Source organism: Actinomyces wuliandei (assembly GCF_004010955.1).
GTDB classification, from domain to species: domain Bacteria; phylum Actinomycetota; class Actinomycetes; order Actinomycetales; family Actinomycetaceae; genus Actinomyces; species Actinomyces wuliandei.
In genome coordinates this window covers 2230759-2246106 of sequence record NZ_CP025227.1, presented here as the reverse complement: position 1 = coordinate 2246106, position 15348 = coordinate 2230759, and the positions used below count along the sequence as shown (strand labels likewise).

Here is a 15348-nt window from a genome sequence, read left to right as displayed (position 1 = left end):
GGCGCCTGTGCGCGTAACGCGCCGACATGCTGCACGGCAGGTGTGCAGCGTCTCCGGACAAGAAGGACCACGACACATGCCTCCCAAGAAGAAGGTCACTGGGCTCATCAAGCTCCAGATCCAGGCTGGCCAGGCAAACCCCGCCCCGCCGATCGGCCCCGCCCTCGGTGCCCAGGGCGTCAACATCATGGAGTTCTGCAAGGCGTACAACGCTGCGACCGAGTCGCAGCGCGGCAGCGTCATCCCCGTGGAGATCACCGTCTACGAGGACCGCTCCTTCACCTTCGTCACCAAGACCCCCCCGGCTGCCGAGCTGATCAAGAAGGCTGCCGGTGTGGCCAAGGGCTCCGCCACCCCGCACTCTGCCAAGGCCGGCTCTGTCACCGCCGCCCAGGTGCGCGAGATCGCCGAGACCAAGATGCCCGACCTCAACGCCGACGACGTCGAGGCCGCCTACAAGATCATTGCCGGGACGGCCCGCTCTATGGGCGTCACGGTCGAGGCCTGAGCCTGGGCCGCACACCGTCCGCTACGGTGTCGGCATCTGTGTGACTAAGACTAAGAACCATCCCGTGGAAGGGCTGTGCGCGGCCCGTGTACCACGACTGCTAAGGAGAAGCAGATGACCAGGAAGCGCAGCAAGGCCTACCGCGCCGCCGCTGAGAAGATTCAGTCCGGAGTCCTCTACACCCCAGCCGAGGCCGTTCACCTCGCGAAAGCCACCACAGTGACCCGTTTTGACGCCACTGTGGAGGTCGCTTTCCGTCTTGGCGTGGACCCCCGCAAGGCGGACCAGATGGTCCGAGGTACCGTGTCCCTGCCGCACGGTACCGGTAAGACGGCGCGGGTCGTCGTCTTCGCCCAGGGCGAGCGTGCCCAGCAGGCCCTTGACGCTGGTGCCGATGAGGTCGGTGGTGACGACCTCATTGAGAAGGTGTCCGGGGGCTACACGGACTTCGACGCCGCCGTGGCCACGCCGGACCTCATGGGTAAGGTCGGGCGTCTGGGGCGGGTCCTGGGTCCTCGTGGCCTCATGCCTAACCCGAGGACCGGGACGGTGACCATGGACGTGGCCAAGGCCGTCACCGACATCAAGGGTGGACGCATCGAGTTCCGTGTCGACCGTGCCGCCAACCTCCACCTCGTCATCGGTAAGACCCAGTTCACCGAGGAGCAGCTGCTGGAGAACTTCGCCGCCGCCCTGGAGGAGGTCCAGCGTCTCAAGCCCTCCGCCTCCAAGGGCCGCTACATCCTCAAGGTGGCGATGACGACCACGATGGGACCGGGGATCCCCCTGGACGTCTCCCGGCTCTGAGTCGGCCTCGGCTGTCCGGCCGCCAGCCCCGACCAGGTTTGCCGGGGTCTGGCCGCCAGTGCCCGGCTACGGGCTGAGGAAGGACGCCACCGCCGCGTAGACTCTCTCCTGCCCGGGGCCGAGCCAGAACAGGTGGGTGGGTGTGCCCAGATCCACCAGGGTCGCTCCTGGGATGCGGGCGGCAAGATCCAGCGCGTGGGTGATGCTGACGGCCCCGTCCGTGCGCGACCCCGTCACGAGGGCGGGGCACGGGACCCGCCCCAGCAGCTGGCGCCGGTATTCCGTGCGGCTGGCACGCCCCTGCCGCATGTCGAGCATGAAGCCCCGTCCCGATGACATTGAGGTGAACAGCTCCCGGGCGCGGTGCCGGTCCTTCTGTGACCACGAGTCCCACCACTGGTCTGCGGGCCGGGTGGACAGGCTGGACACCACCAGCCGCAGTCCGGCGTCGGTGGCGACCAGACGCGCCACCGACGACCAGGTGAGTCCTTGTGTCACGGGGCTGAAGACCAGGGCGCCCGTGAGGGTGGTGCGGAGGTCGTCCGGGTAGGGCAGGGAGGAGGGGGCGCTGGAGCTCAGGACCAGCCTGGGCACCAGCCCGGGGTGGCGCACGGCCAGCTCGATCGCCTGAAGCCCGCCGAAGGAGACCCCGACGGCGGCTGCCAGCTCTGGCACGCCCAGCTGTTGACAGCACGCGGTCACAGCGTCGCAGAACTCTGCTGCTGTCACGTCCCCGACCGCCGTGCGCCCGTACCCGGGGCGGGAGAAGGCGATGACGCCGTGCCCGGCCGTGGTGTAGAGGTCCCACCCGCAGTCGCTGCGGGCCGTGCAGTGCCCGCCCGGGAAGAAGGCGACCGGCGGCTTCTCCCCGGGGACGGCCAGCACCTCCACCGGGCCGAGGTTGGTGCGCAGGAGCGTAGGCCTCACCATCCCACTTCCGTGTCACCTTCTGGCATAGCCGATGAGCGCCACAGTCAGGGCGACGGGCCAGACGAGGGCCGGGGCGTAGGCTGCTGCCAGGACGGCGGCCTGACCGGTGCTCATACCATCCGTCGGCGTCCACCCCTGGGCCAGTCCGAGCCACCGTCTCGCCAGGACCGCCGTGGTACCACCAATGACCACGTACAGGACCACGTTGCCTGTCCCGCCGACAACCAGGGGAAGCAGGCGTGGCAGTGCCCGCCCGCCGACTCCTGGCACCCAGCGTGGTACCTGTTCCCCCCACCGGGAGCACAGTCCCAGCGACAGCGCGGCGGAGCCGACCTGCAAGGCCTCAAGACCCAGGACATAGGCGGTTCCGGTAGCGGTACCGCGGTAGGAGGCAGTCTGGGAGAAGCCCGTCTCCACCCCGGTGAGCATGGCCAGCCGCCAGGCCGCCGACGGCAGGGCTGAGCAGAAGGCCGCCCAGCAGGCGGCAGTGGCCCACCGCTGGGGAGGGCGGTTCTCGGTCGCGGGTGAGCAGAGGGGACGCATGGCGACATGGTGATCTATGCGGCGTGACCACCGCAAGGTTGTAGCGGGAGCCTCAGGCCAGGCTGGTCAGCGGAACCTGTGAGCCTGGGCTGGTGCCGTCCGGGCGACCCGGTGACTTCCGGTATGATGTCGGGGCTACTTTTGGGGTGAGGTCGAGAAGTATCTGCTGAGGGGTGCTCTGAGGGACGATCCGACGGGTCTAGGAGAGTCCAGACTGGGGCTAGGAGACCGAGAGGCTCTAGGAGCCGAGAGTCAGGGGGCTCTAGGGGTTGTCATCTGGGTGGTTCCATCCTGGTGGGAGCCGTGCGAGGTGGGCTGGTGCGGGACGCGCCTAGGTGGAGCGTGTCGGTGAGGCCGGGATCTGTGCCACCCCGGCTCGCCCCGGGCACGTGAGCCTGGCTCGCACGACGGCGTCTTAGCGGGGTGGTCTCCATCTGTACGCAAGCAGCGCCAGGTGGGGTCGTACTGTTCCGCCCGTCCTGGAGCAGCGACAACGAGTGTTCCCTCCTAGGCCTTCTGGGTGCACTGTTCCTTCCGGTCTCCGGGCGCACCGCACACGCCCCTCGACCGCACACCCGTGACCACGCGCCCCGCGACCACAGCTCTCGACCACCCCTGACCACACCTCCGAGCTACCTCCTAGTTGCTGGCCTGCTCGGTCCCGGGCGGCCGAGCCCTCGGGAACAACCGGGCACTCAAGAACAAGCGGGTCCTCGGGAACAAGTGAGTCCTCGGGAACAACCGGGCACTCAAGAACAAGCGGGTCCTCGGGAACAACCGAATCCTCATAGAACGACTGGCACGTCGGTCATCTATGAGGATTCAGTCATCTATGAGGATTCGGTACATGGCGGTGTTCCCGGACCCGCCGTCGAACCGGGTCACGCAAGGGCCAGGACCCAGGCCAGCCACCCGCCCATGGCCAGGTAGGGGCCCAGGGCGAGGTGGTCCCTGCGGCCGACACGGCGGGTGACTATGAGGGCGCTGGCGGCGGCGCCAGCCAGGAGGAACCCCAGGACGAGACCGGTCACCGCCGCAGCCGCGCCGACGTGCCCGAGCCAGCCTCCCAGGACGGTACCCAGCTTGACGTCCCCCAGACCTAGCCCAGAGGGCAGCACCGCCATGACCAGCAGGACACCACCAGCGCCAAGCGCACACAGGAGGGCGCGGGCCGCAGGCCACGTGGCGTCGGCGGGCGCGGTCCCAAGGGCCAGGAGCCGTGCGAGGGTCGTCAGCGCGGCTGCTCCCACCAACCAGGTGCCAGCGGCACCCAGGAGGCGGTTGGGCAGGCGGTGGCACACGGCGTCGACGCTGCAGGCCGAGGCCGTCAGCGCGACGACAGGCAGGGCCAGGACCGTCTGGACCGGGGTGTGTGCCCGCAGTCCCCAGCCGAGGAATGCTGCGACCAGGCAGGTGGACAGCACCGCCTGGGGGAGGGGAGCCAGCAGCCAGCGGGCTCGTACGCGCGGCGGTGACAGTGGTGACAGGGGAGGGCTGGCCTCCTCGAGCGCCTCCAGGCGGGTGAGGTAGCCTCGGGCGTAGGTGCAGGCCGGTCCTGCGGCCACTGCGACGGCGGCCACGGCTGTGGCCAGCACCAGGACAGTTCCGGCAGAGATCACGTGCCCACTTTCTCACGGGGACTGCGGGTTGCCGGTGAACCTGCTGGACAGCGTGCTGCTGACGGAGGCTTCATTCCCTGGTGACGTGACCAGGTGCACGGTGTCAGGGCTTGCGCGACGGCCGGGACGTCTGATTACCTTTGATGCTGCCAGAGACCGCAGGTCCCCGCGTGAGCGGGGTCAAGTCCGCCCGGGCGGAGCCAGCGCAGGCGAGTAGCGAGAACTGTTGGCTGTAGCAGGCCTGGAGGTCCCGCGCCCGTCGGCGTGGGACCTTTTGTGTGGGTGGGACCCTGCGGCAGACCACGGAAGGAGGGCCCATGGCACGGCCTGACAAGGAGGCAGCGGTTGCTGCGCTGGCGGACAAGTTCCGCGAGTCTGACGCTGTCCTGCTGACTGAGTACCGGGGACTGAGCGTCGCCCAGCTCAGGGAGCTTCGCCGTTCCCTGGGGGGTAACGCCGAGTACGCCGTGGTGAAGAACACGCTTGCTGCGATTGCCGCTCGTCAGGCTGGCCTGGAGGCCTTTGCCAACGAGCTGACTGGCCCCTCGGCCCTGACCTTCGTCTCGGGGGAGCCGGTCGAGGCTGCCAAGGCTCTGCGTGACTTCGCCCAGGACAACAAGCAGCTCGTCATCAAGGGCGGCATCATGGACGGCGCCCCGCTGTCCGCCGACGGCGTCGAGAAGCTGGCGTCCCTCGAGTCCCGTGAGGTGCTCCTCGCCAAGGCTGCGGGCGCCGTCAAGGCGTCCCTGTCCAAGGCTGCCTACCTCTTTGCCGCACCGGCCTCCGAGGCCGTGCGCACCGTTGACGCCCTGCGCGAGAAGCAGGAGACCGCGGCCTGAGCCGCCGCACGCGTCGTCCACCAAGCCCTGCACGCGCAGGAACCACACCAGGAAGGAACGTCTACCATGGCGAAGATGACCCCCGAGGAGCTCGTTGAGGCCTTCAAGGAGCTGACCCTCATTGAGCTGTCCGAGTTCGTCAAGGCCTTTGAGGAGACCTTCGACGTGACTGCTGCGGCCCCGGCTGCCGCTGTCGTGGCTGCCGCTCCGGGTGCTGCTGCCCCGGAGGCCGCCGAGGAGGAGAAGACCGAGTTCGACGTCATCCTTGAGGCTGCTGGCGACAAGAAGATCCAGGTCATCAAGGAGGTGCGCGCCCTGACCTCCCTCGGCCTGAAGGAGGCCAAGGAGCTGGTCGACTCCGCTCCCAAGGCCGTCCTTGAGGGCGCTAACAAGGAGGCCGCCGACAAGGCTAAGGAGCAGCTCGAGGGCGCTGGCGCTACTGTCACCCTCAAGTAAGACCCTCAAGTAAGGACTCCCTTAGGACTCCTTCGTCGCGAGTCGCCGTCGGGACGCTCCTGGCCTCGCTGCCCGGGCTGTCTGGTACCGCTGCCAGACCTGTCGGCCTGGAGCCGCCAAGGCTGAGGCAGGTGCCCGAGGGCGCTCGGTAACCCGGGTCCCGTCCCCCGCAGCAGCCGGGGGCGGGACCCGTTCGCGTACTGGTAGGTGCTGCGTGACGCCCTGGCGGAGGCACGGGAAGGCGTGGAGAGGTGCGGGCGAGGGGCGCAGAGGCAGGTGCGGAGGTGGCGGGGCTGCGGCGAGGTCGGCGCCGTAGTATGCGTGATTGTGGCAGGAATCGCAAGGAGGTGGTTGACCTGACCGTAGATCCTCATGGGTCTGACGTGTACGCTAGCGCTTTGCGTCCAATGTGTGTGCCTGCTTCGGTGGCGTCTCCTGGCCCAGGGTCCTCAGTGCCCTCGGGCTGCGGGGGGTCTCGCCTGCCCGCGCACCCACTGTACGCCGAGTGATCCCTGGACTGAGGGAAGGATCCCCTTTGGCTGCCTCGCGCACCTCTGCACCTACCGCCGCTGACATCGCTGCCCGAACCGCGTCGCGACGCATCAACTTCGCTAAGATCGCTGAGCCCATGCAGGCTCCGAACCTGCTTGCCATCCAGACCGAGAGCTTTGACTGGCTCGTCGGCAACCAGGCGTGGCGTGAGCGGGTGACGGCCGCCAACCGAGAGCGGCCAGGATCTCTGCCGGAGACCTCCGGCCTGGAGGAGATCTTTGACGAGATCTCCCCGATTGAGGACTTCGGGGAGACAATGGCGCTGTCCTTCCACGACCACCGCTTCGAGGAGCCGAAGTACACTGCGGAGGAGTGCCAGGCCAAGGACCTCACCTACGCCGCCCCGCTGTACGTCGTGGCTGACTTCGAGAACTTCTCCACGGGGGAGATCAAGTCCCAGACCGTCTTCATGGGGGACTTCCCTCTCATGACGGAGAAGGGGACCTTTATCGTCAACGGTTCCGAGCGTGTGGTGGTCTCCCAGCTGGTCCGCTCGCCCGGGGTGTACTTCGAGCGCACCACGGAGAAGGCGACGGACAAGTTTGTCTACAACGCCAAGTTCATCCCCTCCCGCGGTGCCTGGCTGGAGTTCGAGGTGGACAAGTCCGACCGCGTCGCGGTGCGCGTCGACCGCAAGCGCAAGCAGGACGTCACCGTCTTCCTCCTGGCCCTGGGCATGGAGGAGGCGGAGATCCGCGAGGAGTTCAAGGACTATCCGGCGCTGACCTCGGTGCTGGATGAGGACCGCAAGGTCACCACCCAGGACGAGGCCCTCCTGGACATCTACAAGAAGATCCGTCCCGGCGAGCCTCCGAGCGTGGAGGCAGGGCGCACCCTGCTGGAGAACTTCTACTTCAACGCCAAGCGCTACGACCTGGCCAAGGTGGGGCGCTACAAGATCAACAAGAAGCTGGGCCTGGCTGCGGACCTGACCGAGTCCGTGCTGCGCATTGAGGACGTCGTCGCCGCGATCAAGTACCTTCTGGCGCTGCACGCGGGCGAGGAGACGGTCGAGGGTGTGCGTGACGGCGAGATCACCCAGGTCGCCGTGGAGTACGACGACATTGACCACCTGGGCAACCGGCGGATCCGGGCCGTGGGCGAGCTGATCCAGGCACAGGTGCGTACCGGCATGAGCCGCATGGAGCGTCAGGTGCGTGAGCGTATGACCACCCAGGACGTGGAGGCCATCACCCCGAACACGCTTATCAACATCCGCCCGGTCACTGCGGCGATCAAGGAGTTCTTCGGCACCTCCCAGCTCAGCCAGTTCATGGACCAGAACAACCCGCTGGCCGGGCTGACCCACAAGCGGCGCCTGTCCGCCCTGGGTCCCGGAGGCCTGTCGCGCGAGCGCGCCTCCATGGAGGTCCGTGACGTCCACACCTCCCACTACGGGCGCATGTGCCCCATCGAGTCCCCCGAGGGGCCCAACATCGGCCTTATCGGCTCCCTGGCCACCTTCGGCCGCATCAACCCCTTCGGCTTCGTCGAGACCCCCTACCGTGTCGTGGTGGACGGTCAGGTCACCGACGAGGTCCACTACCTCACTGCGGACGACGAGGACCGCCACGTCATCGCCCAGGCCAACGTGGCGCTGACCGAGGACGGACGCTTTGCCGAGGACCACGTCCTGTGCCGGGTCACCGGGGGCGAGCCCGCGCTGGTGCCCTCCTCCCAGGTGGACCTGATGGACGTCTCGCCGCGCCAGATGGTCTCCGTGGGCACCTCGCTCATCCCCTTCCTTGAGCACGACGACGCCAACCGTGCCCTCATGGGGGCCAACATGCAGCGTCAGGCCGTGCCGCTCATCTGCCCCGACGCCCCCCTGGTGGGTACGGGGATGGAGCGCCGTACCGCCGTGGACGCCGGTGACGTCCTTGTGGCGGACAAGGCGGGCGTGGTCACCGAGGTGTGTGCGGACTTTGTGCGCGTGGCCAATGACGACGCGACGCAGAGCGTCTACAAGGTCGCCAAGTTCCGCCGCTCCAACCAGGGCAACTGCTACAACCAGAGGGTGGTGGCCACCGAGGGGGAGCGGGTCGAGGTCGGCAGCGTCCTGGCGGACGGCCCCTCGACCTCTGAGGGGGACCTGGCCCTGGGGCAGAACCTCCTCGTGGCCTTCATGACCTGGGAGGGCCTCAACTACGAGGACGCGATCATCGTCTCCCAGCGGGTGGTCTCCGACGACCTGCTCACCTCCATCCACATTGAGGAGCACGAGGTGGACGCGCGTGACACCAAGCTGGGGGCTGAGGAGATCACCCGCGACATCCCCAACGTCTCCGAGGAGACCCTGGCTGACCTCGACGAGCGCGGCATCATCCGTATCGGGGCTGAGGTGCGCAGTGGTGACATCCTCGTGGGTAAGGTGACTCCCAAGGGGGAGACCGAGCTCACCAGCGAGGAGCGTTTGCTGCGGGCGATCTTCGGTGAGAAGGCCCGAGAGGTGCGTGACACCTCGCTGCGCGTGCCCCACGGTGAGTACGGGATCGTCACCGGGGTGCGCGAGATCGACGCAGCCTCCGAGGACGCGGAGCTGCCAGCCGGTGTCAACCGGATGGTCCGTGTCTACATTGCCCAGCGCCGCAAGATCACCGTGGGCGACAAGCTCTCCGGCCGCCACGGCAACAAGGGCGTCATCTCCAAGATCCTGCCTGTGGAGGACATGCCCTTCCTGGCGGACGGCACCCCCGTGGACGTCATCCTCAACCCCCTGGGCGTGCCCAGCCGGATGAACATCGGACAGGTGCTCGAGCTGCACCTGGGGTGGGTGGCCTCCCGAGGCTGGGACGCCTCCGCAGCCCGTGAGGCCGGGCAGGAGTGGGCGCTGCGTCTGCCGGACAACGGCGTCGCCGCTGAGCCGCGCACGCCGGTGGCCACACCGGTCTTCGACGGGGTACGCGACGATGAGCTCATGGGGCTGCTGGACTCGACCCTGCCCAGCCCCGAGGGCATGGAGCTGGTGCGCCCCGACGGCAAGGCCCAGCTGTTCGACGGCCGCTCCGGCGAGCCCTTCCCCTACCCTGTGTCTGTGGGCTACATGTACATCCTCAAGCTCCACCACCTGGTAGACGACAAGATCCACGCCCGCTCCACGGGTCCGTACTCAATGATCACCCAGCAGCCGCTGGGCGGCAAGGCCCAGTTCGGTGGTCAGCGTTTCGGCGAGATGGAGGTGTGGGCAATGGAGGCCTACGGTGCCGCCCACGCCCTGCAGGAGCTCCTGACAGTCAAGTCGGACGACGTCAACGGCCGTGTCAAGGTCTACGAGGCGATTGTCAAGGGTGATGACATCCCTGAGCCAGGTATCCCGGAGTCCTTCAAGGTCCTGATGAAGGAGATGCAGTCCCTGTGCCTGAACGTGGAGGCGCTGGACGCGGAGGGAAGCGCTATCGCCCTGGACGACACCGACGACGACGGGCAGCGTGCCAGCGAGGAGCTTGGCTTCGACCTGGCGCGTCGGCCAGGAGGGGTAACGGTCTCGACAGTGGACGAGATCTAGGCCATCTCTGGGCCGTCACGGCCCCTTGGACGGAACAAGGGCTGGCGGGCCGCCGCGTAGCGGCCCCACTCGCCCCACCGGGCACCCCTGGCCGCCGTGGAACAGCGGTAAGGGCACGCCCCCTACCACCTGAGAACCACCTGATGAGCTGACACATCGGAAGTAGGAACTGTGCTCGACGCCAACGTGTTCGACAGGATCCAGCTCGGCCTCGCCACCACGGAGGACATCCGCTCCTGGTCCCACGGAGAGGTCAAGAAGCCCGAGACCATCAACTACCGCACCCTCAAGCCGGAGAAGGACGGCCTGTTCTGCGAGAAGATCTTCGGTCCTACCCGGGACTGGGAGTGCGCCTGCGGAAAGTACAAGCGGGTGCGCTACAAGGGCATTGTCTGTGAGCGCTGCGGTGTGGAGGTCACTCGCTCCAAGGTGCGTCGTGAGCGCATGGCGCACATCAAGCTGGCCGCCCCGGTGACGCACATCTGGTACTTCAAGGGCGTCCCCTCCCGCCTGGGTTACCTGCTGAACCTGGCGCCCAAGGACCTGGAGAAGGTGATCTACTTCGCCGCCTACATGGTCACCGAGGTGGACGAGGAGGGCCGTCACGACGACCTGCCCAGCCTGCGCAACGAGCTCGAGGTGAAGAAGAAGCACATCGAGGAGGCAGGGCTGGCTGATGTCGAGGCACGTCAGCGCCGTCTGGAGGAGGACCTGGCCCAGCTGGACACCGAGGGTGGGGAGTCCTCCCAGCGGGAGAAGCTGCGCAAGGCGGCTGAGCGGGAGATGACCGCGCTGCGCCGCAAGACCCAGCGCACCCTGGAGCACATGGACAAGGTGTGGGACCGCTTTGTCTCTCTCAAGGTGGGTGACCTGGAGGGGGATGAGGTCCTCTACCGGGACATGGTTGCCGACTACGGTATCTACTTCAAGGGTTCCATGGGTGCGGAGGCCGTCCAGGCACGACTGCGCTCCTTCGACCTGGAGGCTGAGGCGGCAGCCCTGGGCGAGATCGTGGAGACCGGGACCGGGCAGCGCAAGACCCGGGCTATCAAGCGTCTCAAGGTGGTCAACGCCTTCCGTCTGACCGGCACCGCCCCGGAGTCCATGGTCCTGGACTCCATCCCGGTGATCCCGCCGGACCTGCGGCCCATGGTCCAGCTGGACGGTGGTCGCTTCGCCACCAGCGACCTCAACGACCTGTACCGCCGGGTCATCAACCGCAACAACCGACTCAAGCGGCTGATGGACCTGGGGGCGCCCACGATCATCGTCAACAACGAGAAGCGCATGCTCCAGGACGCGGTGGACGCCCTGTTTGACAACGGCCGCCGGGGTCGGCCGGTCACCGGGGTCGGCAACCGGCCACTGAAGTCCCTGTCCGACATGCTCAAGGGCAAGCAGGGCCGCTTCCGTCAGAACCTGCTGGGCAAGCGGGTGGACTACTCCGGGCGCAGCGTCATCGTGGTCGGCCCCCAGCTCAAGCTGCACCAGTGCGGGCTGCCCAGCCAGATGGCCCTGGAGCTGTTCAAGCCCTTCGTCATGAAGCGTCTGGTCGAGCTCAAGGAGGCGCAGAACGTCAAGGCGGCCAAGCGTATGGTGGAGCGTGCCAACCCCAAGGTGTGGGACGTCCTGGCGGAGGTCATCCGTGAGCACCCCGTGCTCCTCAACCGGGCGCCTACCCTCCACCGCCTCGGCATCCAGGCCTTTGAGCCCCAGCTGATCGAGGGCAAGGCCATCCAGCTCCACCCGCTGGTGTGCGGCGCCTTCAACGCCGACTTCGACGGTGACCAGATGGCGGTCCACCTGCCCCTGGGGGCGGAGGCCGCCGCTGAGGCCCGCATCCTCATGCTGTCCTCCAACAACATCCTCAAGCCGTCTGACGGTCGGCCCGTGACCATGCCCAGCCAGGACATGGTCATCGGGACCTACTACCTCACCAGCGACCCGGACCCGGGCGTGCCGGTGGAGACAGGGCCGGAGGGCGAGCCGCTCGTCCCCTCCTTCTCCTCCTTCGCCGAGGCGGTCATGGCCTACGACTTCGGTCACCTGCACGTCAACGCGACCTGCGACATCCGCTTCGAGGAGGGCATCATCGCGCCCAGGGGCTGGACACCGCCCGAGGGCTACGAGGAGGGTGACGCCATTACGCTGCGCACCTCGCTGGGCCGGGCGCTGTTCAACACGGCGCTGCCGGAGTCCTTCCCCTACGTCAACCGCGTGGTGGATAAGAAGGAGCTGGGCAACATCGTCAACGCCCTGGCGGAGAACTACTCGCGCGTCGAGGTTGCCGCGTCCCTGGACGCCCTCAAGGCCGCCGGCTTCTTCTGGTCCACCTGGTCCGGTATCACCGTCGCCTTCGCCGACGTGGTCTCTCCCGGCTCCAAGACCGAGATCCTGGCCCGCTACGAGGCGGAGGCCGCTGAGATTGAGGAGCAGTTCGACCTGGGGGCACTGACCGAGGAGGACCGCTACGCCTCCCTCATCGACATCTGGACCAAGGCGACTGCTGAGGTCGCCGAGGCGATGCGGGACAACTTCCCCCAGCGCAACACCGTCTACCAGATGGTCGTCTCAGGGGCGCGCGGCAACTGGGACCAGATCCGCCAGCTGGCCGGCATGCGTGGCCTGGTGGCTGATCCCAAGCAGCGTCTGATCGAGCGTCCTATCAAGTCGAACTACCGTGAGGGCCTCAGTGTCCTGGAGTACTTCATCGCCACTCACGGTGCCCGCAAGGGCCTGGCGGACACCGCGCTGCGCACCGCCGACTCCGGGTACCTCACCCGCCGCCTGGTCGACGTCTCCCAGGACGTCATCGTGCGTGAGGACGACTGCGGGACCCGCAAGGGCCTGACCAAGCGCCTCTTCTCCTGGCGGGAGGTCGGCCAGGAGAGGTTCAAGGAGCCCAGCGAGATCCTGGACACCACCGTCTACGGCACCACCCTGGCCCGTGACCTCACTGATGCTGAGGGCAATGTCATTATCGCCGCAGGCACGGACCTGGGTGCCACGGAGGTCCAGGACGCCATCGACGCCGGGGTGGAGGAGATCACCGTGCGCTCGGTGCTCACCTGCGACTCTGTCGTCGGCACGTGTGCGGCCTGCTACGGCCGCTCCCTGGCCACTGGCAAGCTGGTGGACATCGGCGAGGCGGTGGGGATCATCGCCGCCCAGTCCATCGGCGAGCCGGGGACCCAGCTGACCATGCGGACCTTCCACACCGGTGGTGCTGCCGGCGCCGCTGACATCACCCAGGGTCTTCCCCGTGTCCAAGAACTCTTTGAGGCTCGTACCCCCAAGGGCGAGGCAGCCGTTGCCGAGGCTGCGGGCACGCTCAAGGTGGAGGACGACGCCGACGGCAAGCGGCTGGTCATCACCCGCGACGACGGCGAGGAGGACGTGGTCGTGCCGGTCTCGCGGCGCCAGCGCCTCCAGGTGGCTCACGGCGACCACGTCGAGCCTGGGCAGGCGCTGACCGAGGGGCCGGTAGACCCCAAGAAGGTGCTGCGCCTGCGCTCGGTGGCGGCCACCCAGCGGCATCTCGTGGAGGAGGTCCAGGAGGTCTACCGCTCTCAGGGCGTGGACATTCACTCCAAGCACATTGAGGTCATCGTGCGCCAGATGCTGCGTCGCGTCACCGTGCTGGACTCAGGCGACACCCGCCTGCTCCAGGGGGACCTGGTTGACGTCATGCACTACCGCGAGGAGAACCGGCGGGTCATGGCGGAGGGCGGCAAGACCGCTACCGGCCGCACCGAGCTCATGGGTATCACCAAGGCCTCCCTGGCCACGGACTCCTGGCTGAGCGCGGCGTCCTTCCAGGAGACCACGCGTGTTCTGACCGAGGCGGCCATGAACGGCAAGGGCGACCCGCTGCTGGGGCTGAAGGAGAACGTCATCCTCGGTAAGCTCATCCCGGCGGGGACCGGTCTGGCCCGATACGCCGACATCGAGGTGGAGCCCACCGAGGAGGTCAAGGCTGAGGTCTTCTCCCGCACCGGCTTCAACGAGGGCATCCTCGGGGAGTCTGTCGCCCTGGACGACTTCCACTTTGGCGGCGACTTCCGCGCGGACTTCTCCGAGGACTTCCAGACCGAGGTGGCCGACTCGGAGGACTTCCAGGTCTGAGGTCCTGCGCTTCCGGGGCCTCCTGGGTCTCCTGAGGCCACTTGTCGCGGCCTGGTGTCCGCTCCTGACAGGAGGGCGGGCACCAGGCCGTGTGCCTGCTGCGGTGCGGGCGCCTGGAAACTGTCCGAGGGCTGGCGTAGCCTCGTCACGGACCTGTTCCCGAACGGCCTCGGCCAGCTGAAGGAGCCTCTACTGTGTCTCTCCCCCCAGTCTCAGGACCCCAGCCTCACGACCCCTCTGCGGACAGCGGCGCGACTCAGCGGCTCACTGTCACGGGGAGCGCAGGACATGGGGCAGCAGCGCGAGACGGCGCAGTGCCGTCGTCGGCTCCGACGGCGGCGCTGTCGGTCAACGCTCCCGTGAGTGCCACGGGCCTCTGCGGTCAGGCCTCGGCGGCGCAGCAGACGACCGTCGTACCCCTCGCTCAGGACCAGCCGGGCAGTAGTCCGGGTACCGACCCGGGGACTGGCCCGAGGACCTCTGTCATGCCAGTGCCAGGGGCTCAGGAGACGGTAGCCGTGCCGGTCCCGCAGGCCGAGAGGACCACCGCCGTGCCAGCCCCGGGGGAGCACGCCACCACAGTGGTGCCGGCCTCGGTCGTGCCGACGTCGCGGTCCCAGGAGTCGCAGGGCCAGGCCACTAGTGTCATGCCAGTGGCAGTGCCTCCGCAGCACACTGGTTCCGCCCCTGGCCAGCCGGTCTACCAGCCTCAGGCGCCACGGCCGGCGTACCAGCAGCCTGAGCCGGCTCCTCGGGCAGACCTGCCGCTGCCCCCGCAGCGGCGACGCTCCGCCGCGCTGCCCGTGGGGACGGTGATGCTGCTCGTCACGGTGGGTCTCCTGGGCTGGGGTTTCTACACCCTGCTGTCCACCTTCCAGTTCCTGGACCTGTTCCTGCGCGACGTCAGTGTCACCGAGGTGATCGACCTGCGGGCCGCGGCTGCGGTCGCAGGCGGTGCGGTACTTGCCTTTGTAACCGTCATGGTCAGCCTGACGGCCGTCTCCCGCTCCCGCCCCAGGACCGCAGCTATTGCCCTGCTCCTGGGGGCGCTCTTCCTTCCCCTGGCTGCGGCGGGAGCCGGTACCTACTACGGCGGCTCGGCGCTGAGGGACCAGACCCTGGCGCAGGCGCAGACGGTGTCCGGGCAGGTTGACGTCGAGGAGGTCGACTCGGTCCTCAACCAGGTGGAGGAGCGGATGGGGATCGAGGTGCCGGGGCACGACGAGCTGATGGAGATTCTCGGCTCGGTCCAGGGCCAGGGGAGCGGGGCGACGCAGTAGCTCGACGGCACCGGCACAGCCATGCCTGTCGTCGCCCCCGGCCCCGGCTCGTCGCCCCCGGTCCCGGCCGCTGGGGGTGCCTCGCGGCGGGGTTGCGTCAGGCAAGGCTCCTGGTCGCGTTTGTTCTGTGGCCGCTTGTCCCAGGTAGCAGTTTCATGAATACTGGAGCCATTGTTCCCAAGAT

At 67.8% G+C, this 15348-nt stretch carries 10 protein-coding genes; 7 read left to right on the top strand and 3 right to left on the bottom strand.

Annotation, left to right across the window (positions count from 1 at the left end):
- Positions 1–76: 76 nt before the first annotated feature.
- Entirely contained in the window at positions 77–508 is a 432-nt protein-coding gene (gene rplK / locus CWS50_RS09325; RefSeq protein WP_127842571.1) for a 50S ribosomal protein L11, read from the top strand.
- Between the two features lie 114 nt (positions 509–622).
- The gene (gene rplA, locus CWS50_RS09320) at positions 623–1315 is read left to right on the top strand and encodes a 50S ribosomal protein L1 (RefSeq protein ID WP_127842570.1); all 693 of its coding nucleotides are present in this window, start codon (positions 623–625) and stop codon (positions 1313–1315) included.
- 66 nt (positions 1316–1381) lie between these two features.
- Here the strand turns inward: rplA and CWS50_RS09315 are convergent, their stop codons facing one another.
- The 3 genes from CWS50_RS09315 to CWS50_RS09305 form a co-directional block, all read right to left on the bottom strand.
- Positions 1382–2245 carry an alpha/beta fold hydrolase gene (locus tag CWS50_RS09315; RefSeq protein ID WP_127842569.1) on the bottom strand — a complete coding sequence of 288 codons (864 nt, stop codon included), beginning with the start codon at positions 2243–2245 and terminating at the stop codon, positions 1382–1384.
- Between the two features lie 12 nt (positions 2246–2257).
- Complete coding sequence (locus tag CWS50_RS09310) at positions 2258–2788, bottom strand: hypothetical protein (protein ID WP_206610393.1); 531 nt, start codon at positions 2786–2788, stop codon at positions 2258–2260.
- A gap of 881 nt (positions 2789–3669) precedes the next feature.
- The gene (locus CWS50_RS09305; RefSeq protein ID WP_127842568.1) at positions 3670–4407 is read right to left on the bottom strand and encodes an A24 family peptidase; all 738 of its coding nucleotides are present in this window, start codon (positions 4405–4407) and stop codon (positions 3670–3672) included.
- 317 nt (positions 4408–4724) lie between these two features.
- On the opposite strand from CWS50_RS09305, the gene rplJ reads away from it, so the two are divergent.
- The 5 genes from rplJ (at position 4725) to CWS50_RS09280 (ending at position 15164) form a co-directional block, all read left to right on the top strand.
- Positions 4725–5246, top strand: a complete 522-nt coding sequence (gene rplJ / locus CWS50_RS09300; RefSeq protein ID WP_127842567.1) for a 50S ribosomal protein L10 — start codon at positions 4725–4727, stop codon at positions 5244–5246.
- A 66-nt stretch (positions 5247–5312) separates the two neighbouring features.
- Positions 5313–5702, top strand: a complete 390-nt coding sequence (rplL, locus tag CWS50_RS09295; RefSeq protein WP_119837022.1) for a 50S ribosomal protein L7/L12 — start codon at positions 5313–5315, stop codon at positions 5700–5702.
- 535 nt (positions 5703–6237) lie between these two features.
- Positions 6238–9759, top strand: a complete 3522-nt coding sequence (gene rpoB / locus CWS50_RS09290; protein WP_127842566.1) for a DNA-directed RNA polymerase subunit beta — start codon at positions 6238–6240, stop codon at positions 9757–9759.
- 171 nt (positions 9760–9930) lie between these two features.
- Positions 9931–13884, top strand: a complete 3954-nt coding sequence (locus tag CWS50_RS09285; RefSeq protein ID WP_127842565.1) for a DNA-directed RNA polymerase subunit beta' — start codon at positions 9931–9933, stop codon at positions 13882–13884.
- A 485-nt stretch (positions 13885–14369) separates the two neighbouring features.
- The gene (locus CWS50_RS09280) at positions 14370–15164 is read left to right on the top strand and encodes a hypothetical protein (RefSeq protein WP_127842564.1); all 795 of its coding nucleotides are present in this window, start codon (positions 14370–14372) and stop codon (positions 15162–15164) included.
- The last annotated feature ends 184 nt before the right edge of the window (positions 15165–15348 follow it).